At 61.4% G+C, this 21122-nt stretch carries 17 protein-coding genes and 2 pseudogenes; 11 read left to right on the forward strand and 8 right to left on the reverse strand.

Annotated elements, in window-relative coordinates:
- Positions 1-179: 179 nt before the first annotated feature.
- Positions 180-1646 carry a DUF4435 domain-containing protein gene (locus AC07Y9_RS27890; RefSeq protein WP_256580991.1) on the reverse strand — a complete coding sequence of 489 codons (1467 nt, stop codon included), beginning with the start codon at positions 1644-1646 and terminating at the stop codon, positions 180-182.
- Positions 1647-2185: 539 nt separating this feature from the next.
- Positions 2186-2316: pseudogene (locus AC07Y9_RS27895) on the reverse strand (tRNA (adenine-N(1))-methyltransferase); the annotation flags it as partial.
- A 112-nt stretch (positions 2317-2428) separates the two neighbouring features.
- On the opposite strand from AC07Y9_RS27895, the gene AC07Y9_RS27900 reads away from it, so the two are divergent.
- Positions 2429-2716: a hypothetical protein gene (locus AC07Y9_RS27900; RefSeq protein WP_102680944.1), complete on the forward strand. Its 288-nt coding sequence runs from the start codon at positions 2429-2431 to the stop codon at positions 2714-2716.
- A 39-nt stretch (positions 2717-2755) separates the two neighbouring features.
- Here the strand turns inward: AC07Y9_RS27900 and AC07Y9_RS27905 are convergent.
- From AC07Y9_RS27905 to AC07Y9_RS27915, 3 genes and pseudogenes are all read right to left on the reverse strand, one after another.
- Positions 2756-3004: pseudogene (locus AC07Y9_RS27905) on the reverse strand (histidine phosphatase family protein); the annotation flags it as partial.
- Positions 3005-3062: 58 nt separating this feature from the next.
- Positions 3063-4115, reverse strand: coding sequence for an SDR family oxidoreductase (locus tag AC07Y9_RS27910; RefSeq protein ID WP_102680939.1), 1053 nt, complete (start codon positions 4113-4115; stop codon positions 3063-3065).
- 3 nt (positions 4116-4118) lie between these two features.
- Positions 4119-4538: an ester cyclase gene (locus tag AC07Y9_RS27915; protein ID WP_102680938.1), complete on the reverse strand. Its 420-nt coding sequence runs from the start codon at positions 4536-4538 to the stop codon at positions 4119-4121.
- A 116-nt stretch (positions 4539-4654) separates the two neighbouring features.
- Here AC07Y9_RS27915 and AC07Y9_RS27920 point away from each other — a divergent pair, with 116 nt between their 5' ends.
- Positions 4655-5563, forward strand: coding sequence for a LysR family transcriptional regulator (locus AC07Y9_RS27920; RefSeq protein ID WP_102680937.1), 909 nt, complete (start codon positions 4655-4657; stop codon positions 5561-5563).
- A 69-nt stretch (positions 5564-5632) separates the two neighbouring features.
- Here AC07Y9_RS27920 and AC07Y9_RS27925 read toward each other — a convergent pair whose 3' ends face one another.
- A complete protein-coding gene (locus tag AC07Y9_RS27925; protein ID WP_102680943.1) occupies positions 5633-6397 on the reverse strand; it encodes a tetratricopeptide repeat protein in 765 nt (254 codons plus the stop codon).
- Between the two features lie 201 nt (positions 6398-6598).
- On the opposite strand from AC07Y9_RS27925, the gene AC07Y9_RS27930 reads away from it, so the two are divergent.
- A complete protein-coding gene (locus AC07Y9_RS27930) occupies positions 6599-7099 on the forward strand; it encodes a GNAT family N-acetyltransferase (protein ID WP_102680936.1) in 501 nt (166 codons plus the stop codon).
- An 84-nt stretch (positions 7100-7183) separates the two neighbouring features.
- Here the strand turns inward: AC07Y9_RS27930 and AC07Y9_RS27935 are convergent, their stop codons facing one another.
- The gene (locus tag AC07Y9_RS27935; RefSeq protein WP_102680935.1) at positions 7184-7855 is read right to left on the reverse strand and encodes a class I SAM-dependent methyltransferase; all 672 of its coding nucleotides are present in this window, start codon (positions 7853-7855) and stop codon (positions 7184-7186) included.
- Positions 7856-8213: 358 nt separating this feature from the next.
- Here AC07Y9_RS27935 and AC07Y9_RS27940 point away from each other — a divergent pair, with 358 nt between their 5' ends.
- Both AC07Y9_RS27940 and AC07Y9_RS27945 read left to right on the forward strand, forming a co-directional pair.
- Positions 8214-10520 carry an AAA family ATPase gene (locus AC07Y9_RS27940; protein WP_256580990.1) on the forward strand — a complete coding sequence of 769 codons (2307 nt, stop codon included), beginning with the start codon at positions 8214-8216 and terminating at the stop codon, positions 10518-10520.
- A 3-nt stretch (positions 10521-10523) separates the two neighbouring features.
- Positions 10524-11558 (forward strand): HNH endonuclease family protein, encoded by a 1035-nt coding sequence (locus AC07Y9_RS27945; RefSeq protein WP_102680934.1) that lies wholly within the window; start codon positions 10524-10526, stop codon positions 11556-11558.
- Positions 11559-11705: 147 nt separating this feature from the next.
- Here the strand turns inward: AC07Y9_RS27945 and AC07Y9_RS27950 are convergent, their stop codons facing one another.
- Entirely contained in the window at positions 11706-12689 is a 984-nt protein-coding gene (locus AC07Y9_RS27950; protein WP_102680933.1) for a TerC family protein, read from the reverse strand.
- 427 nt (positions 12690-13116) lie between these two features.
- Here AC07Y9_RS27950 and lptA point away from each other — a divergent pair, with 427 nt between their 5' ends.
- From lptA to AC07Y9_RS27980, 6 genes are all read left to right on the forward strand, one after another.
- Positions 13117-13668 (forward strand): lipopolysaccharide transport periplasmic protein LptA, encoded by a 552-nt coding sequence (gene lptA, locus AC07Y9_RS27955; protein ID WP_102680931.1) that lies wholly within the window; start codon positions 13117-13119, stop codon positions 13666-13668.
- A gap of 429 nt (positions 13669-14097) precedes the next feature.
- Entirely contained in the window at positions 14098-15117 is a 1020-nt protein-coding gene (locus AC07Y9_RS27960) for a fimbrial protein (protein ID WP_102680930.1), read from the forward strand.
- 222 nt (positions 15118-15339) lie between these two features.
- Positions 15340-16665 carry an LLM class flavin-dependent oxidoreductase gene (locus AC07Y9_RS27965; protein WP_102680929.1) on the forward strand — a complete coding sequence of 442 codons (1326 nt, stop codon included), beginning with the start codon at positions 15340-15342 and terminating at the stop codon, positions 16663-16665.
- 187 nt (positions 16666-16852) lie between these two features.
- A complete protein-coding gene (locus AC07Y9_RS27970; RefSeq protein WP_007923435.1) occupies positions 16853-17374 on the forward strand; it encodes a sigma-70 family RNA polymerase sigma factor in 522 nt (173 codons plus the stop codon).
- Complete coding sequence (locus AC07Y9_RS27975; RefSeq protein WP_102680928.1) at positions 17371-18330, forward strand: FecR domain-containing protein; 960 nt, start codon at positions 17371-17373, stop codon at positions 18328-18330. The genes AC07Y9_RS27970 and AC07Y9_RS27975 overlap by 4 nt, the downstream gene beginning before the upstream one ends.
- A gap of 103 nt (positions 18331-18433) precedes the next feature.
- Complete coding sequence (locus tag AC07Y9_RS27980; RefSeq protein WP_102680927.1) at positions 18434-20914, forward strand: TonB-dependent siderophore receptor; 2481 nt, start codon at positions 18434-18436, stop codon at positions 20912-20914.
- The last annotated feature ends 208 nt before the right edge of the window (positions 20915-21122 follow it).

Raw genomic sequence — 21122 nt, forward strand, 5'->3', positions numbered from 1 at the left:
GGGCGAGTGGGAGGTGCTGGGGCTTGCGGGATTTGATTACGCCCTCAATTGAATGTCCGCGGTTCCTAATAAGAGACCGCGAACACCCCAAAAGCGGTCATTCGCGAAGGGCAGTAATCGGTCAGAAGCTGTCATTCTGCTTGGGGTAGCTGGTCACCCTGTGTGTTATCTCTCATGGTTCAGGCCACAAAGGTTGCAAAGGTGCCGAGGTATGGCTTGATAGCGGCAACGACAGCGTTACGCTCGTTAGTTCGCGCAAGGCGAATCACGAGTTCGACGAGCTCTCCCGATTTCAGCCCTAGTGCATTTCCGATCTGATTCGGAAGAGACTTGCGGTTGTAGAGCCGCAGCAAACCTCGGTAGTCTGACACATCAATTACAGTCTGAAACTCCACGTTGAACTGAGCGTATAAGGCGGAAATGTCAACTCCCTGGGTCAGTTTTTGCAAAGCAGTCGTGAGCCCGGGCACTCCGCGGGCCGACGCATCGAAGCAATTGAGCTTGAACTTCACTTCTGCGATGACTCGCAAGGATACTTGGGTGTCGAGCTCTGCTTTCAACTGCTTAAAGACGTGTGTGACTGACTGATTGAAATCGATTTTTACATCGCGAGCCAAGCGATTGCTGACAAGAGCTAGAACCTCCTCTGTGCAGAAAAGGTTTTCGACCTCCGCGACATCCAGCGTGAAGATATTGTCAGTCTGCAGCGCTGCGATTTCAGACGGCGTGCGCCGATCACGATCGATAAGGCCGTAGACCTGCAGGTGGTGGAGTTGGGTGTTCGAACGCAAAGCGCGAACAGCTTGGATGACCTGTTCGCAACTACCGCGAGGAATTACCAAAAATTCTGCGAGTATCTCGCGGTAGAGCGACACATCGTGACTGCCATTCACTCCCTCGACAAAGACAACGGGCTTTCGACTGCCCAGAACTTCAATCAATAGGTCATCCGGAAGGTCATCTTTGTCTTCGATGAGCTCCCAATCCCAAGATGCTCCGTCAAAAGACTTAAGCCAGACTCTCTGCGCGCCTTCTTGGGCCACAGTAAAATCCACATCATGGGTCAGATAGACAAATAGACAATCGGGACGCAATTTCTCAACCTCGGCCCAGAGAGGGGTCTGCACCGACTTATGCAGGTGCAGCTCAGGCTCGTCGATGACGACGATGCTATCCTTGGGCGCGGCAATACACTGCCCGATCAGGTAAAAAATGACGCGTTCGCCATCGCTCATTTCAGAAGAGTTGTAGATTTTGCTCGCGTCACCCCGAACCTGGGTCTGAATGCGTAAACCACTGACTACGAGCTCGCGATGTGGAAGGATCCGTTCCCATGCCTGCTTCAGTTTGTCCATCCTAGTAAGCGGCGGCTCAACCCGCGTAGATGACTGCCGCTGAGCGACCTTGTATTTGGCGTTCTCCTCCGTCTCGTCTGAGAATAGAAAGATCATAAGTTTCTCGTAATCGTTCAGGAAAGCCGTGGCAGGCTTGTTTTGCCATCGGTGGTATTTGTTTGAATCCGTTGGATGACCGAAAACAAGGTTCCGCTCCGCAAGGTCAAAAGACATAGGCGTCGCCGTATCGGGCATAGCCAGCGACTTCTGCGCGGAGATCCTAAACACGTGGGTTTTTTCAGGCGACTCCATTTCAAGCCAGGTTCCTAGGCGAGTCTTGCCTGAACCATTGGCGCCAACAAAAAGTAGACTCCGGTTTGTCGTAATCGTCTGATGAGCGCCGCCGTGGCTTGGTAACGTGATTGTTCGCGGAAATGGCATGTTTGACATCGAATGTGCTGTGCTCAGATTAATTGTCTGGGGCCGTCCTGCAAACATCTAGGCTGCCGAGCGGTTTGTAGGTCGCAGCGTGAAGCGGTTCTCAAGCGTAGCCCAGCTAAAAGATCGGATGGTCTCTGGCTGTTCGAGGTTCGACCCCGACCGCGAGGATAAAGCGACCAGCGGATATTTTTGGGGCAGCATACTTCCTCTCTCGAATTGATACGAGCACTCAGCCTGAAACGGTCACGGCGCAAGTATCTGAAGGGCAGATCCTGGCCGATTCCAGCCCATCGCGACGCTCAGCAAACGCCCCCATCCCGTCTCGCATCCGCCAGCCACACCATAAACCATGCTGTACAGCTCCTTGGCGCTGTAGATCATTGGCCCGGCGCATCGGCGACGTTGATTTAGTAATTGAAGCGGTTTTCCCGCGCCACTTCCTCGTCCAGGATGCGGTAGCCGTTTTCCATTAGCCATTGGCGCAGCCGCTGTTGGGATGCTGGACCGGGCGCTCCTGGCCGCTGTCGAGGATGTCGCGAATCGCCCGAAAGGAGATGTACCTGACCACGCACTCTTGTGCTTATATCGCCCGTCTGGAAAAAGGCCAGGAACATCAGGATGAAGACCCCACTGCTGGTAACGATGCCGCGCTCATGAAAACACTGTTGATCGCAGCCACTTTGACGCTCCTGGCGGTGTTCTATGTCGGTTACTACCAGGCGCTTGAGGATGGCGATATCGAGACGATCGTGTTCATAAAGCAGCATCCGACGATTCAAATGAAGTTCTACAACCTGCACGCCAACGATGGCGAGATCAGGAGAGTCGAGCGCCTCACCGGGCAGGAGCGGCGCTGGATCATCGATTACTGCCGCTACCGGCTGGGTATCGACACTGCCTTGACCCGCCAGGACGATGTGGAAACCTGCGGGAAAAAATAGCCATGGATTGAACGCCCGGAATGCTCCGCCGGCCACCGCTTAATCACCGCCATACCGATACACCGTCGCGCTCCAATAGCGGCTGCTGCCGTTAGGTGTCTGGCGAACCCATCCCTGTGCCTCCAGTTGCCTGGCGATCAGCCGATTCATGAAGCCATGGCCGAGCAGCAGAACCGGTCCAGCGCTGGCGAGGGCTTGAAGGCGTTGCGCGGCGGTGCTGGCGCGGGTCCTTGCAGTGGCGGCGGATTCGACGCTGGGCGAGTAACCGCACAACCACAGGACCCGAAGTCAATGCAAGGCGAGACCAACGGCTTTGGGGCTCGACGGTCACGCCATCGGCAACAAGTCAGTCTTCGGCCATGGCGCGGGCGTGTCTTGCACCCTGGGTTTCAAACCAGTCGCGGTCGCGGTACCACGCCACGGTGTCGGTGATCGTCAGCTCCAGCGCTCGAAAGTTCAGGCCCAGCTCCTGTTCGCTCTTGTGGTGGTTGAAACGGCTGCGGTCCTTCTCCCGTACCAACAGGCGCAAGGTGGCCAGGCTCAGCAGGATGGGCCTGCCGGTCAGGCGCGCGTAGACCTCCTGCACCGCCGCCAGGGTGTAGAGAAGGGGCAGCGGCACGTAGCGAGCAGGGGTCTTGACCCCCGCGATACGCCCGAGCACAGGCACCAGTTCGGCCATGGTCATATGCCGGCCCGCCGCCAGATAACGTTCACCGCTGCGCCCGTGCCCGGCCGCGGCAATCTGCGCCAAGGCCACATCGCGGGCATCGACGACGGAAAAGCTGCCGGGGATCAGCCCGGGCAACTTGCCGTGCAGGACATCGTTGACCAACTGCCCCGAGGAGGTCGGGCCCAGGTCGCCAGGGCCCCACATCCAGCCCGGCAGGACCATGCAGGCCTGCATCTCGGGATGGGCCTCGAGGAACGCCAGGACGGCACGGTCGGCGAGGATCTTGCTGCGGTAGTAGCCATCCGCGTTGGCGTCGGTGCGCAGGCAGGTTTCATCGATGGAGTTGCCAGGCGCGCCGTCGAGCACGGCAATCGAGGACGTATGGATGAACCGGCGGATACCGGCGCGGTAGGCCTGCTCGAGCAGTTCCCGGGTGCCGATGACATTGATCTTTTCCAGTTCCTGCCAGTGGCTGCCGCCCTTGTAGTTGTCGCGAAAGAACGCCGCGGTGTGAAACACCGTATCGCAGCCTCGCAGGGCCGCGGCGAAGGCCTCGACATCGCCCATGTCGCCAACGACCAGTTCCACGCCCGACAGGTTCTTGAACTGCTGTTCCCCCTTGGCCCTCGAGCGCACCAGGGCCTTGACCGCGCAGCCACGCGCGAGCAATTCACGCACCAGGTTGTTGCCCAGCAGACCGGTGGCGCCGGTCACGAATGCACGACGCATGGCTCAGCCCTCACTCGGTTCGGCTGACGGCATCAACACCGCGCTGTCGAAGAACACCTCTTGATGGATGGCCAACCCGTCCTTGAAGGTGAAGTGTGCGGCGTAGTGCACGGCAATAAAGCGTCCATGGGGCGCAAGCACCCGATCCGGCAGCACCAGGGGCGCTGCAAAGGTGCCGCTCAGCATGGCCGTCAGCGCCAGACGATCGGCCCCGACGGCGAACGGGTTGAAGATCACATGGGCATCGGGGAAGGCTTCGAACAGCGCGGTTTCTCGTTGGCGCATGGCCTCGCGGCCCACTTGTATCCCCATGCCATCGAGGTAGGTGAAGTCTTCGCTCACCATCACCAGCAGCGCTTCCACATCGCGGCGGTTGAAGGCATTGGCGGCGTGTTGCGCGTAGTCGTTGGGGCCAATCGGCATACAGTCCATTCCAGTTGTTTCCAGGGCCTGTAGATATACCGTCGAGCTCCCTCTCGAAAAACAGCGACTCCTGCATAATGGCTTTGCATATATGCAAATCAGGGAGCAGATGAAACATGGTGTCGGAAGCGAATTGGGACGATCTTCGCCTGCTGTTGGCCGTCTCGCGGCGTGGCAGCTTTCTGCAAGCGGGCCAGTTGCTGGGGATCGCGGCGTCTACCGTGTCCCGTCGGTTGACCCAGCTTGAGGAGGCGCTGGGCGAGCCGCTCGTCGAGCGTGGTGTCGAAGGATGCCGGTTGACCTCGCGGGGCCAGTCCCTGGTGGAGGTTGCCCAGGCGGCGGAAGCGGGCTTGAGGCGGCAAACCGTGACCGGCCTGTCCGCGCTGGACAGCGAGCTGTCGGGCAGTGTCCTGGTCAGTGCGGGGGAGGGCTTTGCGTCGTGCGTGCTGGAAGCTGCGAGTCGCTTCACCGCGCTTCACCCACGTTGCACGGTGGAATTGCTGGTAGCCGCCGACTTTCACAAGATCGTGCGCGGCGTGGCCGATATTGCGGTGCGCACCGCGCACCTGGGCGAGCCGTCATTGATTTATCGACCCATGGGCCGGCTTGCCTACGGGGTCTTCGCCGCTGCGGATTATCTGCGGCGGTTTCCACAGGTGACGCCGGCCACGGCCGTCAATATTGGCCTGCTGCCGCCGCTGGACATGTTGCCGCAAGTGCGCGCGGCCAAGGCCGCGGGCCTGGAGCGCGCGCAGATCAGCGTGAACTCGTTCGCCCTGCAGCTGGACGCGGTGAGGCGTGGCCTGGGGGTGGCAGTACTGCCGCGGGTGCTGGCGCAGAACTTGATTGAGTTGTTCCCGCAGCTCCAGCTTCCCGATATGGAGGTCTACCTGGTGACCCGGCCACAGGCATTGAAGCAGGCTCATATCAGCTGTTTCTTTGCCATTCTGCAGCAGGTGCTGCTCCAAGCCCTGGCCCTGGAAACGGTTGAAAGTGACGCCTTGGGGGCGAGGGCTGAGGGGTGAAGCGATCCCGGTTTTCCTGTGGGTTATGCATGATCGGCAGAGCGCGGTCAGAAGCAGGCACTCGGAAACTCAACCCTGCACCAGATAGGCTCCGGACGGAACCCGATCGCGCAGCTTCTTGCATTTGCCGGGTTTGGGTTGATGCCCCGGCGGGCGATCAGGAAACCAGATTCGACATTTACCCGGAGGCGGTCGATGGCCACGGGGAATTTCAATCTCGTCGTACGTGGGGGTTGGCTCGGCGGAAGTCATTCGCAGTTGCCCTTCGGGACTTGGCCTGTCACCCGTCGGCCAGTTCGGTGCGTTCTCCGCCGCTTCGCGGGTGAGGGGCTCAGTGTGGCGTTCAGTGTCCGGCGTGGGCTGCTCGGCGGCGACAGTTTCTGCTTCACGGCGCCTTTTAACCTCTTCTTCCAGGCCTTCCCGTACGGCAACAAGACGCTCGTCGGCGTTGGGTGGGTTATTCGACGCCAGGGCCTTCTGCGCCGCCTGGATCAATTGGAGGTTGCGATTGCGTAGAGCGACGTTGTGACCCACCCGCATATTGGAGCGCGTCGCCAGCGCTTCAGCCTGCTGATACTGCCCTTGCTGAAGGCGCAACACACCGAGGTAATGCAGCGTCGCGGGATTGTTCGGCTGGATATGCAGGGCCCGTTCCAGCGTGGCAGCGGCTTGGTCCAACTGGCCATCTGCATACTGCTGCGAGGCGGATTCAATCAGGGTTGTTGAGGCGTTGTTACTTTGCTGAGAGGCTTTGCGCTCGGCCGCAACCGAACAATGCGACGCGGCTGCGCAGAGCGCCAGGATCAGACCCGGCAGAAAACTCTTGGTTGGCATCAGGGGGCAGACTCGGTTGATCATCGACGGCACTGGCGTAAAACAGGCCTTCAGCGCTGCTCGGCCGGGGTTTGTTCACTGTCCCGTCATGACCGATGAAGGGGCTGCTATCGACCTGGCCCGTACCCTGAAGTTCCTGCAGGAACGGCCAACAGGTGGGCAAGTCCTTGCAGTTACCCATAAGAAAAAGCAGAGGTGTGTATGCCGCCATTCAAAATGCGCGAGCTGAGCCGTACCGATACGCAAGCGCTGCTGGCGTTCGAAACCCGGAACCGTGAGTGGTTCGAATCCCATATCGAGGCGCGCGCCCCGGCCTTTTATTCGTTGCAGGGCGTCGCCGGGCATATCGAGGGCTATCTGGCCGCTTTCGCGGCCGGCACCTGGTATCCCTTGGTGATCGAGGATTGCAGCGGAAACATCATCGGTCGCGCCAACCTGAAAAACATCGATACCGCGCAGCGCTCCGCCGAAGTCGGCTATCGGATTGCCCAAAGCGCCTGCGGCCAGGGGCTCGCGACACAGGCGCTGCGGCAACTGATCGAGCAAGCGCGGACGCGCTGGCAACTGACGCAGCTGGTGGCTTATGTCTACCCGGAAAATCTCGGCTCGACCAAGGTCGTGGAACGCTGCGGGTTCTTGCCGGAGCAGCCCGCAGAAGACACCAAGGCGGGAGCCGAGCGCCGGTTCGTTCTCCCGATCTAGATAAGGGTTGTGGCCCTTTACCGCACTCGCGACTCTGACTGCTGGCCTGTAACCGCTACGTCGCGTCAGTCAGCCGGATAGCGCTTATCCGCGCCGCTCGGCCACCAACAGCAACGACTGTGGCACCGGGCTTTGTGGGTGTTGCGGTTCCTGCAGGCTGGCGAGCTGGAAGCCGGCCATGTCCAGGGCGTTGAGCCAGCTGGACAGGGTGCGGAAGTACCAGGGCATGGGTTGCCACTGGCCCTTGATGCCGGCGAAGGTCTCTTCGCGCCAGCCATCCTGGTAGTCGCCGGCCGCGGCGCTCCAGGGGTGCAGGGTCTGGATTAGCAGCGCGCCGCCCGGGGCGAGCAGGGCGTGCATGGCGGCCAGCAGCGGGATGATGTCCTGGTGCAGCAGGGCGAAGTTGGCGCAGATCAGCTCGTAGTCGCGGCCGATGTCTACTTGCGCTTCCGCCAGTGCTGCATAGCTGGCCACATGCACCGTTGCCGAGCCCGCCGCCCGCGCTGCCTCCACCAGGGCCGCATCGCCATCCACCCCGACCGCCTCGATGCCCCGTTGCGCCAGGGCGCGCAACAGCCAGCCTTCGCCGCACCCCAGGTCGAGCACGCGCTCGGGCTGACGGCCCAGCACCGCCAGCAGGATCGCCTGGTCGGTGACCTCGACGCGGCTTTGAATGGCGCCGCCGCGAATGGCGTCGATCCAGGCCTGGGCATTGTGGTGCCAGCTGTGCAGCAGGGTGGATTCGGGAGTCGGCATGTCGGTGTCCAGCGTCAGTGGTGGGGGCTACGGGGTCGCTAGCGCTGACGTTAGCAGGCGGGGCGCCCGGGTCCAATACGTTGTTCGCCAATACATCGTTCCATGTCGGGCCCTATGCCAAGCTGATTGAAGCCGCGGACCTGTCCTGGCTGGTGGGGCTTGTCGGCGGATAGCTCAGTTGCGGGAAGCAAGGCGCCTGGAGTGAAAATCCCAGCGCCTTTTTTAATGGATATAGCGTTCTGAGGCGGAGGGCGCTGGAGATGAAAAACGCCTCTACTTTTTGGCTCACGCCGATTAGAGTTGCCGACTTTCGCAAGACGGCGCGACAGCATCCGCCCGTCTCTCAAGGAGGAGAGTCATGCAGTACTTCGATCGTAGTTCCGTACCACCGCCAAGCCTGTTGCAGAGCCGGGAGGCCAACGCCGACAGGCAGGTACTGGTCGATTATTTCCTGGCTGACAAGACCAAGAGGGCACAGAGTCGGGTCCCGGAATCGCTTGTCGATCTGAATGAAGACTCCGTCCGTCTTGGCCTGAGCCGGCTGTTTCACGGCAAATGTGCGTTCTGCGAGCGGGCGGAGGTCCCCACGGCCATCTATCGATTTCGTCCGAGGTCGCAGGCCAGCCCATTGAAGCTAACGCCGGATGCCCACCTGTATTACGTCTGGCTGAGCAGCGCCTGGGAAAACCTCTACGCCATCTGCAAGGGCTGCGAGCCCGAGCGAGCGGACTACTTTCCTGTTCGGGGCAGCCGCTCGCCTTTGCCTTCGGCGCGGCAGATCGAGGCCTATGCCCAGGAGAACATGGGGCTATGGCGCGACTACCCGCTCAAGGAGCAGCAACTCCTGCTCGACCCTTGCGAACAAGTCGGCCTGGCCCGCCATCTGTCGGTCGATCTATCGGGCCAACTTTATGCGCTGAGCGAGCGTGCGGCTGTAACGATCGAGCATTTCAAGCTCAATCGTCTGCAGGTACTCAAGCAGCGCAAGATCAAGCTGAAGCGCTATTTTGACGAACTGATCGACAGCTGGTTCTTCCGGTCGGGGGACGAAAGCCCGCCGTTCATGCTCTTCGACTTCGCCGCGCTGGACTTTGGCGGCTGCTGGTACCTGCTGTGCCGGCGTATCGTCCTGGCGCTTGCAAAGTCCAGGGTCTCGCCGGCAGCACTGGCTCCTGAGCGTATCGAGGAGACATTGCGAGCACTCTCCAATAGTGCTGATGTCTTCGACTGGTTTGGAGACCTTGAGTCCCAGTTGGCAGAGTCCGTGGTACAGCGATTCGTCCCGGCTTCGCAACGGGTGAAACCCTTGCCACGTGAATACCCGCCACTGGCATCGATTCGCTTCAACAATTTCAAGGGCATCGAGCAGCTCGAACTGCAGATGCCCGCTGTACAATCGACGCGGATTTCAGGTACGAAGCCACCTCAACCGGCCCTGCTGATACTTGGCGAAAATGCCGCCGGTAAAAGCTCCATCCTGGAAGCCACGGCCCTGGTGCTCAGCGGCGACAAGGCCTGTAGCAAATTGCCGATCGACATTTCCTCGTTGCCCCTGGACCCGGAACTGCTGGGGGTAGAGCGCGCGCCGCGATGCCGCTCAGCGTCCGTGGTCGCGATGTTTCAGGATGGTAGTAAGCGCGATCTGACCATTGAGGAGGGGATGTTCTGGCACGACGGCACACACGTTGTGCCTCCGGTCTTCGCTTACGGCGCATTCCGGCAATATCAGAAGCAGGTGCGGCGCTACAGTCCGAGCAAATCGATCATCAATCTTTTCGACTCGACAGCCTTGCTGTCCAACCCGGAAAAGTGGCTGCTGGGCCTCAAGCCGGACGAGTTCAACACTGTGGTGCAAGCCCTGCGGGGCATCCTGTCCATCGAAGGTGCGTTCGATGTCATGGAGCGCGACGAGCAGAACCAGCGATGCCTGATCGTTACTGCAGCAGGGGATGACCAGCTGTTGTGCCGGACCCCGCTGAGCCTGGCTTCATCCGGTTATCGTTCGGTACTGGCGATGGCCTGCGACATCATCCAGGGCTTGATGAATCGGCGTATCAACCCGTATTTCGAAAGCCTGGAAACGGCCCAGGCGGTAGTGCTGATCGACGAAGTGGAAGCGCATCTGCACCCGCGCTGGAAAATCCAGATCATGCGGGCGCTGCGCCAGGCACTGCCCCAGGTCACCTTTATTGCTAGCACTCATGATCCGCTGTGCCTGCGCGGCATGCAGGACGGTGAGGTGATCGTCATGCAGCGGGTACCCAGCGAAAAACGCTCCGATATCCAGTGGCCGGTGATGGTCGAGCAGCTGGTCCGCTTGCCGGAGGTCAGCCAACTGACTGTCGAGCAGTTGCTCACCTCGGACTTTTTCAGCCTGACCTCCACTGACCAGCCAGATACCGAGCGTGAATTGGCTCACCTGGCGGATCTGCTGGGTGCCCGGGGAAGAGGGGAATTGCTGGCGCCGCCACAGCAGGAAAGGCTGCGTAGCCTTGAGCGCAATATCAGCGCTGCCTTGCCGGTCGGTTCCACCGAGGTCCAACGGCTGGTACAGGAGGCTGTTGTCGAGTACCTGGATAATCGGCGGCGGGTATCGACGCACAAGCTCGGGCAGCTGCGGGTCGAGGCCAAGCAGCGCATCCTCGGCATTCTGGAGGGGCTCTGAATCATGCGCGCCGTCAGTCGTGAGAGCGTGGCCGTTCCCGATGCTATGTCGGGAGACGAATCGCCGGCGAACAAGGAACTGCAGAAACTCCAGGATTACTTCAATGCGCCAGCGGGGGCATTGCCAGCCTTTGCCGTCTACAGGTCAGACAGCGTCAAGAAGCAATTGCATGAGTTGTTCCATGGCAAATGTGCCTACTGCGAGAGCTTCTACTATGGCAGTGCTCCGGTGGATATCGAACACTACCGACCCAAGGGGCGCGTATACGAGGAGCCGGACCATCCCGGCTACTGGTGGATCGCCATGGACTGGGAAAACCTGTTGCCTAGCTGTATCCATTGCAACCGACGTAGCGGGCAGGTGACGCCCAGGCTTTCCGCCAGCCTGGTCAGCCTGGTCAATGAAGGAAAGGCGTTCAGTCGTTCCAGTGTGATGCAGACTGGCAAGCAGGACAGCTTTCCGATCCTCGGCCAGCGAGCAGCGGTGGGGGCCCGGGACTTTAGCGCTGAACAGGCGTTGCTGCTGGATCCGTGTCGGGATCAGCCGCAGGAGCACCTGCGGTTTCATGTCGATAGCGGCAATCTGATCGGCCTGGTGCTACCCAGTGCCCATGACAGCGGTGGCCTGGCCTTGGCTGGCGGTGTGGCGGGGATCAGGCCGGAACTGCAATCGGTCATCGAACAGGCCCTGGCCGATGGGCTGAGTCTCAGGGGCGCGGTATCGATCCATGTCTATGGCTTGAACCGGCTCGGGCTAGTGCAGGAGCGCACACGCGTGCTGCGCCAGTTGGAGTTCCTGGAAATGCTGACGGTGGAAATGGGGCTGATGGCCCAGGAGCTGGACCCTGACCCGGAGATCCCGATTGTCGACGGGCCTGATCGGGACAGCAGGTTACGCGACAGGCGTATCGCCGGGCGCTTGCGCTTTCTTCAGGAGCAGATCCTGGGGCAGATAAAAGCGCTGGCCAGCCCGCAGGCGCCGTACTCGGCCATGGTCCGCGAGTGGGTGGAGGGCTTCAAGGCGCGCCTGCTGGCCTGATCGTGGTGTCGCGGGGGCATTGTTCGGGACCGGGCGAAAGCCCTGGTGTACGGGCACCGCGTGCCAGGTTTCAAGGCGATCAGCCGACGCTGTCAGGCCTTGCCACATCCCTCTGTGGTGTCCGGCCGAGCATTGTTGTTCGGTGCTTTACAGGATGCGCATCCGGTCCTCGTCGGGCGATTTGTTGCGACTGGTGATCAGGCTCAGCAGCACCGAAGCCAGAATGATTCCGCCGACAGTGGCCAGCGACCATTCCACCGGCATGTGCAGCCAGGGCATCAGCGTCATCTTGCTGCCGATGAACACCAGCACGATCGCCAGGCCGTATTTGAGCAGGTGGAAGCGCTCGGCCATGTCGGCCAGCAGGAAGTACAGGGCGCGCAGGCCCATGATCGCGAAGATGTTCGAGGTGAACACAATGAACGGGTCGGTGGTGATGGCGAAGATCGCCGGGATGCTGTCGACCGCGAACATCAGGTCGCTGGCCTCGATCAGCACCAGCACCAGGAACATCGGCGTGGCCCAGCGCCGACCGTCCTGCTTGACGAAAAAACGCTCGTCATGAAAGCCGCTGGTGATCCGCAGATGGTCCTGTATCCAGCGCAACAGGGGGTTCCTGGCGAGGTCGGGCTGCCGATGGGCGAACAGCAGCATCTTGATCCCGGAGATGATCAGGAACACGCCGAACGCATACAGCAGCCACGCGAACTGCGACACCAGCCACACGCCGGCGAAAATCATCGCCCCGCGCATCACGATCGCCCCGAGCACACCGTACAGCAACACCCGGCGCTGCAACTCCGGGGGCACGGAAAAGTAGCCGAAGATCATCACGAAGATGAACATGTTGTCGATCGACAGCGATTGCTCGATCAGATAGCCGGTAAGGAATTCCAGGGTCTTGCGTTGGGCGATCTCAGGCCCGAACTCGCCCTGCAGATACCACCAGAGCAATCCCGCGAAGGCCAGCGCCAGCGTGGACCAGGCAATCACCCAGCACGACGCTTCGCGTACCGATACACGATGGGCCTTGCGTCCGCCGAGGACAAACAGGTCCAGGGCCAGCATGGCCAGAACGAAGATGATGAAGGCGAACCACATCCAGGGTTCGCCGATGTGCAGGGGCTGCATGCCGTTCTCCCGGTCTGGGCGTGTGCTGGAGCCAACGGTTCATGCTAGTGGGGAGATCGCGGTGAAGAAAAATCGATTATTCCTCACCCATGGTTCGTTATTTACGAAGTGTCGCTGAAGGTTCTGCCGCGAGTTTCATTCGGTCAGCAAAAAAAGGTCACTCCAGCCCGACGTTGTGGTGACCGAAGGGGGGCAGGGGAAAATCGGGCCCAGCTCGGTGGGCCTTTGCCTCGGTGAGCGCCAGCCGCCTTGTTCAAGTCGCTTTCGGCCCATTCGGTATAGAAGCAGGCGTCGGTTGCTAGCTGTTGCTGTCCAGCGTTCTTCAGAACAATCTGAATCTCCATTCCCACGTTTTTTGCAAGACCAAGATCGTGCATTGTGGCAGCTCGAATCAGTTGCGCTCTCAAGGGGTGATTGAGTGGATGGCATGAAGTTCGTTAAATATTTTCCTGTTTTGCTTGGCTTGGGCATGGCACTGGGAAGCATGAACGCCTGGGGGCTGCCGAACGACAGTGAGCAACTCATTCGAGTTCAGGCCGACCGCAGTCAAATTGATAACAGGCAAGGTTTTGCTACTTATACCGGCAACGTCATCATTACCCAGGGTTCGATGAAGATCACCGGCGACACTGTGACTGTCACCATGAAAAAGGGCAGCCACAACGAGGTCGATGTCGTCACCTCCGTGGGCAACCTGGCCTATTTCGAACAATTGCAAAAAGCTACAGACCCTGAACCGGCCCAGGCATATGCCGTGACCATTCAATATCTGACCCAGCAGAACCGCATCATTCTGATCGACAGAGCCAAAGTAATCAGCGCAGGCAATACCACCTTGGGTGAGAAAATTGTCTACGACACCGTCAAGCAGATTGCCAGTGTTGGTCGCGCCACCGGTAGCAAGATCACCGAGCCGCACCCTCGGACCGACATGGTCATCCAGCCGAAAAAGAAAAATGAGATGCAAAGGGCCCAGTAATGGGCACTGACAAGATCCGCTGCATCGAGGGACTGCCCCCTTCAGGCGATGTGGCTCATAACCATAGTTAGAAACGCAAAAGTCTCGGTGCTGTCGTTTCGTTCTCTAAAACAACAAAGAAATGAACTTGCTCATGATCAAAAAGGCGTTGTTCCTATCGTTTGCCAGCAGTCTTGGTCCTTGGTCCGCGCTCAATCGATCGCAACTTCCTCTCCCTGTTTCAGCTTTATAGTCTTCGGCGATAGCCTCAGCAGTTCCGGGCAGATTGCTGACCTCGGCGGTCGCGCGGAGACTTCACTATTTCCATGTGCAAGATTCACTAATTGATCATGGGGAATGAAGCTGATTTTTAGGAAATATCTTATATCGACTGTCGAAGCTTCTATGTAGCGTTGCCGCACAAGTCATCCAATTCCTGAGGAGTATTTCTTGTTCCGCATTCGTGGGCTCAGTGCCTGGACTGTAGGGCTTACGGCGGCCGGCAGTGTGTTCTCCCCGTACTCGGTCGCCGCCCTTTCCGATGTCTGCCTTCCTTTAGGTCCCGCTGTTATCAGTGTTCCTTTTTCCAGCTCGCTGGTTGTGCAACGGGACGTCCCGGTTGGCGGCGTACTGGCATCCGTGGAGGTCAAGACCCCTATTCGATGTAATAACCGCTTCTTTCCAACCGGGAGCTATGCCCAATACTTCAAGTCGTCTTCCAATGCGGCGGTTGGGGTCAGTCGTGGGGCATTCAGGACGAGCAACAGTGGGATCGGATTGAGGTGGAGCCTGTCGGCGCCCATGGGAAACTATGCGTTCAGCAGTACCGATCTCAACAGCACCAGTCCCATGACTGGCGTCTCCTTTCCCTATCTGGGAGGGGACAAATATTACGCGCTCCAACACACCTTCGAGTTGATCAAGCTGGGGGATGTGGCGGGGGGGAGTTTTCGATTTCCGGACTTCTCGGTGATGAGCAGCCCTGAGTCTGTCCTGGGTGGTCTGTATGAAAAGAAGCTCAACACCTTCACTTTTCCCCTGGTCAATGTGGCGGTGTCGTCCTGCTTCGTGATGGAGAACAGCATCCTGGTGAAGATGGGCAGGGTGGATGCGAACAGCTTTCGCGGCCCGGGCAGCATGACGCAGGAAAAGAACTTCTCCATCGACCTGCGCTGCGATGCGGGAGCCAGGGTCAACCTGACCCTGGATAATACCTATCAGGTCGGTGGCTACCCGGGGACCATCAGGTTGTCCTCTTCGGCGCAGTCGGCGACAGGGGTCGGCATCCAGGTGCTCAATGCTTCCACGGCAAACCACACGCCAATGCTCCTGGGGCAGCCGCAGATGATGGGGCTGGCCAGCGGCGGGATCAATTCGTTGAAGCTGGCGGCCCGGTACATCCAGGTTGCCAATCAGGTTTCCAGTGGCAAGGCCGACGGCACGCTGACTTTCGTCCTCAGCTACCTTTGAAGGCTGGGCTGCCGATTGCGGTTCCTGCGTGCCGAGCCATCCTCAACCCGCCGCGAATGCTTGCCGCCCTCCAGGCGTCCGCGGCGGCGGGGCTGTCCAGGGCCGGACAGCGCGCTGCGCCATAACGGCATAAGCCAGCACCTTTGATTATTGGACAGGCCAAGTTCGCCCGGTCGATGCTGCGGGGCCGCTTGACCCAGGAGCCGTCACAAGGAGCTTGCCATGCCTGCGCAACGCCAACTCAAGCTGGGCGCCTTCATGCGTCCGGTCAGCATCCACACCGGCGCCTGGCGCTACCCGGGCGCCTATCGCGATGCCAACTTCAACTTCGCCCACCTCAAGCGTTTCGCCCAGACCATGGAGCGGGCGCGTTTCGATGCGTTTTTCATGGCCGATCACCTGGCCTTGCTCAACATGCCCATCGACGCCTTGAAGCGCAGCCATACCGCCACCTCGTTCGAACCCTTCACCCTGTTGTCCGCCCTCAGCCAGGCGACCGAACGCATCGGCCTGGTGGCGACGGCCTCGACCACCTACGACGAGCCGTTTCATATCGCCCGGCGCTTCGCCTCCCTCGATCATTTGAGCAACGGTCGCGCCGGCTGGAACATCGTCACCACCGCCAATCCCGACGCCGCGCTGAACTTCGGCCTGGAGCAGGCCTTTGCCCACGACCAGCGTTATGCCCGGGCGCGGGAGTTCTATGAGGTGGTCACCGGGCTCTGGGACAGCTGGGCGGACGACGCCTTCGTGCGCGATGCCGACAGCGGAGTGTATTTCGACCCGGACAAGCTGCACCGCCTCGACCATGCCGGCCGCCACCTGAACGTGCGCGGGCCGCTGCACATCGCGCGCCCGGTGCAGGGCTGGCCGGTGATCGTGCAGGCAGGCGCGTCGGAGCCCGGGCGCCAGCTGGCCGCGGAAACGGCGGAGGTGATTTTTGTCGCCCCCGGCACGCTGGAGGAGGGCCGGGCGTTCTATGCCGATATCAAGCGGCGCATGCTCGCCGTCGGCCGCGACCCCGAGCACCTGAAGATCCTGCCCGGGGCCTTCGTGGTGGTCGGCGATACCCAGGAGGAAGCACGGCGGATCCACGCGCACCTCGACAGCCTGGTGCACTACGAGAGCGCGATTGCCTCGCTGTCCATCGCCCTGGGCACGGACGCGACGCAGTTCGATCCGGACGCTTTCCTGCCGCCGATTCCCGAGACCAATGCCAGCCAGAGCGCCCGCGAGCGCGTATTGGCCCTGGCCGATCGCGAACAGCTGACGGTCCGTCAACTGGCCCAGCGCCTCGGTGGATACGCCGGCCTGTCGTTTGTCGGCACCGCCCGGAGCATCGCCGACGACATGCAGCAATGGCTGGAGACGCGCGGCAGCGACGGTTTCAACATCATGTTTTCCTGGCTGCCGGGCGGCCTCGACGACTTCGTCGCCAAGGTCGTTCCCGAATTGCAGGGGCGGGGGATTTTCCGTCGCGAATACGAGGGCGCCACCTTGCGCGAAAACCTTGGGCTGCCACGTCCGGCGAACCGGTTTTTTGCCTAGACGAGCGATTGCACGGGTTAGCCGTCAGGGCGGTTCCGCGTCGCGATCAAGTACAGCCAGCCCCAAGGTCGAAGGGGAGGGTTGTCGCTCCAACGCGCCTGGAGCCGCGGCCACAGGTATTTGTTGCAAGCCGCGATGGCGTACATGACAATGCGAGTCATTATCAGTCGCGAATTATTCCATTGTCATGCCCGCCAACGACTTGTCCTTACGCAGTGCTGTCAACGATCTGTATTGTGACCATCACGGTTGGCTCCAGGGCTGGCTGCGCAAGCGCCTGGGCAACGCCTTCGATGCCGCGGACCTGGCTCAGGACACTTTCGTCCGGGTGATCAAGGCCCGCTCCGCGCTGGACATCCGCGAGCCGCGCTCGTACCTGTCGATGATTGCCAAGGGCCTGCTGATCGACCTGTTTCGCCGGCGTTCGCTGGAGCAGGCCTACCTTGACGTGCTGGCCGCCATGCCCGAGGCCCTGCAGCCGTCGCCGGAGGAACAGGCGATCCTGTTCCAGGCGTTGATGGAGATCGACCGCCTGCTGCAAGGGTTGGGGCCGCGGGTCAAGCAGACCTTTATCCTGTCGCAGTTCAGTGGCCTGACCTACCCGCAAATCGCCGAGCAGTTGGGCGTCAGCGTGCGCACGGTGAACAACCACATGGCCAAGGCCATGGAGCATTGCTGCCTGATGCAGATCCAGTTGCAACTCCCATGAGCCTGCCTGCCGAGGAAGTGAAGGCCATCGGCGTCGCGGCGCGCTGGTATGCCCGCCTGCATTCCGGCACGGCGACCGACGCCGACCGGGCCGCCTGGGACAGCTGGCTGGCGGCCGATCCACTGAATCGCCAGGCCTGGCAGAGAATGGCCGCCGTGGCCGAGCAGATGGCCAGCGTGCCGGGCGCCCTGGCGGCGCCGACCTTGAGCCAGGCCGGCAATAGTTCCCGACGCCAGGTGCTGCGCAGCGCCTTGCTGCTGACCTGCGCCGGTTCCCTGGGCTGGCTGGGCTGGCGCAGCCAGGCCGCGCAGAACCTGATGTGCGACTACCGCACCCGGGTGGGCGAGCGCCGCGAATTGCGCCTGGCGGACGGCAGCAGCCTGCTGCTCAACACTGACACCTCGGTCAACCTGCGCTTCGATGGGCGCCAGCGGGTGCTGGAGCTGCTGTGGGGCGAGATCCTGGTGAGCACCGCGCCTGATCCATTGCAGCGGCCCTTCAAGGTGGTCACCCGCCACGCCGAGGTGCTGGCGCTGGGCACGCGTTTTATCGTGCGCAGCCAGGCCGGGGGCGGCGAGGTGGCGGTGCTGGAAAAGGCGGTGGAGGTCAGCGTGCCGGGCGGCGGTCCGGCGATGCGCGTCGAGGCCGGCAAGCGGCTGGCGTTCGACGAGCGCAGCCTGGGCACGCCACGGGGCAACGACGTTTCGGTGGGCGCCTGGCAGCAGGGCAGCATCATCGCCATCGACCGGCCGTTGGCGGCGCTGCTCAACGACCTGTCGCGCTATCGCCCCGGCGTGCTGCGCTGGGACCCGGCCATCGGCGACCTGAAAGTCTCCGGGGTCTTTCCCATCGATGACACCGACCTGGCCCTGGCGGCGCTGGAGAGTGGGTTTGCCTTGCGCGTGACCCGCTACAGCCGTTTCTGGGTCCAGGTCGCCCGGGCCGATTCGCGCTGAACAGGCACCTTGGATAAAAAATTCTGCGGCGCCTGCACTTTTCGAGCGCACCGTTCGGCTCATCCCTCAGTGAGTTGTTATTGACCGTTTTGGGGGAGGGAGCATGTCTCGGGTGAACGCGCCAGGTCGTCTGGCGAACGCAGTGAAAGTCGCTTTGCTGGCAACCACCATGGCCAGCGCCTGTTCGGCGAATGCCGACCCGGCCACAGGGGCCGTGGCGCAGCAGAGCCAGGTCCGCGCCTACGACATCGGCGCCGGCAGCCTGGTGGATGTGCTGACCCGTTTTTCCAGCGCCGCCGGGGCGGCGATTTCCTTTGATGCGCAGCAAACCCAGGGCCGGCAATCGCCCGGGCTCAAGGGCCAGTTCGGGGTCGATGAAGGTTTCGCGCGGATTCTGCGCGGCAGCGGTCTGCGCGCCGAGCCCCAGGCCAACGGCAGCTATGTGCTGCGCGCGGTGCCGGTGCTCGGCTCGGCGCTGGAACTGGGCGCCACCAACATCGACGGCCAATTGCTGGGGGCAACCACCGAGGGCAGCGGCTCCTACACCACCGGGGCGGTGACCATCGGCAAGGGCCAGCACTCGCTGCGCGAGACCCCGCAATCGGTAACGGTGATGACCCGCAAGATGCTCGACGACCAGAACCTGCACAGCATCGACCAGGTCATGGAAAAGACCCCGGGCATCACCGTCTACGACTCGACCATGGGCGGCAAGTATTTCTACTCCCGCGGCTTTCGCATGTCGGGCCAGTATCAGTACGACGGCGTGCCGCTGGACATGGGCAACCAGTATGCCCAGGCCGACAGCTTCAGCGGCGACATGGCCTATTACGACCGGGTGGAAATCCTCCGTGGCGCCGCCGGGATGATGAAAGGCGCGGGCGGCACCGCCGGCGGGGTGAACTTCGTGCGCAAGCGCGGCCAGGGCACGCCGCAGACCGAAGTCACCTTGTCCGGCGGCAGCTGGGACAACTACCGCGGCCAGGTCGACACCGGCGGCCCGCTCAACGAGTCCGGTACCCTGCGTGGTCGTGCGGTGGTGACCGAGCAGAGCCGGCGTTACTTCATCGACGACGCCAGTCGCAAGGACCAGGTGTATTACGGCGCGCTCGACTTCGACCTGAGCCCCGACACCACCCTCGGCCTGGGCATCGCCTATGAAGACGTCGACGCCAACCCGTGCTGGGGCGGCCTGCCGCGCTACAAGGACGGCAGCGACCTGAAACTCAGTCGCTCGACCTGCCTCGACCCGTCCTGGAACACCTGGCGCAGCAAGCGCACCACGGTGTTCGGCGACCTCAAGCACCAGCTCAACGACGACTGGGCGCTGAAGGTCGCCGGCGTCTATACCAAGAACACCCAGGACATCAAATACGCCTTCGCCTCCGGCGCGGTGACCCCCGGCGTCGACACCACCGGCATGCTCGGCAGCCTGTACGACTACGACCAGGTCGATTACGGCCTCGATGCCTACCTGGACGGCAAGTTCACCGCGTTCGGCCTGCAGCATGAGCTGGTGGTGGGGGTCAACGGCAGCCGCGCGGACAAGGACGATTTCTTCTCGGTGGCCTTCCTGCCGCAGCAGCAGAACGTGTTCAACCCGGACCGGCATATCCCGAAACCGGACGACAGTTACTTCATTGAGAACTCGAGCCGCGGTGGCCCGGTGAAGACCGTCACCGAACAGCGTGGCCTGTACTCGACCCTGCGGCTCAAGCTGGCGGAGCCCCTGACCTTCGTCGTCGGCGGCCGGGTCAGCTGGTACCGCTCGAAAAGCGATTCGGTGTTCCTCAACTCGGGCACTTCGGAGCACGCCAGAAGCACCGAGACCGGCCAGGTCACGCCCTTTGCCGGCCTGTTGCTGGACCTCAACGATAACCTGACCGCCTATGCCAGCTACGCGGAGATCTTCACGCCCCAGGGCAACCTCCGCTCGGAAAGCGGCTCGGCGCTCAAGCCGCTGGTGGGGGAAAGTTACGAGCTGGGGATCAAGGGCGAATGGTTCGAAGGGCGCCTGAACAGCGCCTTCAACCTGTTCCAGACCGTGCAGAAGGACCTGGCGCAGACCGACTACAACTCCAGCTGTGCGTCATCGGACGGCTACTGCTACCTGAACTCCGGCAAGGTCCGCGCCCAGGGCTTCGAAGCCGAAATCAGCGGCGAGGTCATCGAGCGCCTGCAACTGCTGGCCGGCTACACCTATACCCAGACCAAGACCCTGGACGACATCGACAGCGGGCTCAATGGCGCCGCGTTCAACAGCTATGTGCCGCGCCATATGCTGCGCCTGTGGGGCGACTATGCCCTCGATGGCGCGTTCGAGCGCTTCAGCATCGGCGCCGGGGTCAACGCGCAAAGCGACAACTTCCGGGTCTCGCAGGTCACCGGCGAAAAAATCACCCAGGCCGGCTACGCGGTGTGGAACGGCCGCATCGGCTACCGCATCGACGACACCTGGTCGCTGGCGCTCAACGGCAACAACCTGTTCGACAAGCGCTACTACTCCACCATCGGCATCGAAAGCTTCGGCAACTACTACGGCGATCCGCGCAACTTCACCATGACCCTCAAGGCGCAGTTCTAAGTTGTTCAGCCAATAAAAAAACGCCACTCCCGGGAGTGGCGTTTTTGTCTGCGGCTGACTCAGCCGATTTCCACCCATCCCTGGGTATCGCCAGGCTTCACAGAGCATCCAGCAGCACATTGCCGATGGGCGACTTGAGGACTGCACAAATTTCGGAAATTCCCTACAACACGCCTGTAACTTCTTTCAATAGGATGGCCAGCTGACT

This window comes from Pseudomonas sp. GW456-L12, from assembly GCF_059424045.1.

Coding starts and splice junctions, on each gene's coding strand:
- AC07Y9_RS27915 (WP_102680938.1), bottom strand. CDS start 4,538: ATGCCGATTGGCCCCAACGACTACGCGCAACACGCCGCCAATGCCTTC.
- AC07Y9_RS27900 (WP_102680944.1), top strand. CDS start 2,429: ATGAAAACACTGTTGATCGCAGCCACTTTGACGCTCCTGGCGGTGTTC.
- AC07Y9_RS27945 (WP_102680934.1), top strand. CDS start 10,524: ATGCGCGCCGTCAGTCGTGAGAGCGTGGCCGTTCCCGATGCTATGTCG.
- AC07Y9_RS27890 (WP_256580991.1), bottom strand. CDS start 1,646: ATGGAGTCGCCTGAAAAAACCCACGTGTTTAGGATCTCCGCGCAGAAG.
- AC07Y9_RS27975 (WP_102680928.1), top strand. CDS start 17,371: ATGAGCCTGCCTGCCGAGGAAGTGAAGGCCATCGGCGTCGCGGCGCGC.
- AC07Y9_RS27970 (WP_007923435.1), top strand. CDS start 16,853: ATGCCCGCCAACGACTTGTCCTTACGCAGTGCTGTCAACGATCTGTAT.
- AC07Y9_RS27925 (WP_102680943.1), bottom strand. CDS start 6,397: ATGCCAACCAAGAGTTTTCTGCCGGGTCTGATCCTGGCGCTCTGCGCA.
- AC07Y9_RS27940 (WP_256580990.1), top strand. CDS start 8,214: ATGCAGTACTTCGATCGTAGTTCCGTACCACCGCCAAGCCTGTTGCAG.
- lptA (WP_102680931.1), top strand. CDS start 13,117: ATGAAGTTCGTTAAATATTTTCCTGTTTTGCTTGGCTTGGGCATGGCA.
- AC07Y9_RS27980 (WP_102680927.1), top strand. CDS start 18,434: ATGTCTCGGGTGAACGCGCCAGGTCGTCTGGCGAACGCAGTGAAAGTC.
- AC07Y9_RS27910 (WP_102680939.1), bottom strand. CDS start 4,115: ATGCGTCGTGCATTCGTGACCGGCGCCACCGGTCTGCTGGGCAACAAC.
- AC07Y9_RS27950 (WP_102680933.1), bottom strand. CDS start 12,689: ATGCAGCCCCTGCACATCGGCGAACCCTGGATGTGGTTCGCCTTCATC.
- AC07Y9_RS27965 (WP_102680929.1), top strand. CDS start 15,340: ATGCCTGCGCAACGCCAACTCAAGCTGGGCGCCTTCATGCGTCCGGTC.
- AC07Y9_RS27930 (WP_102680936.1), top strand. CDS start 6,599: ATGCCGCCATTCAAAATGCGCGAGCTGAGCCGTACCGATACGCAAGCG.
- AC07Y9_RS27935 (WP_102680935.1), bottom strand. CDS start 7,855: ATGCCGACTCCCGAATCCACCCTGCTGCACAGCTGGCACCACAATGCC.
- AC07Y9_RS27920 (WP_102680937.1), top strand. CDS start 4,655: ATGGTGTCGGAAGCGAATTGGGACGATCTTCGCCTGCTGTTGGCCGTC.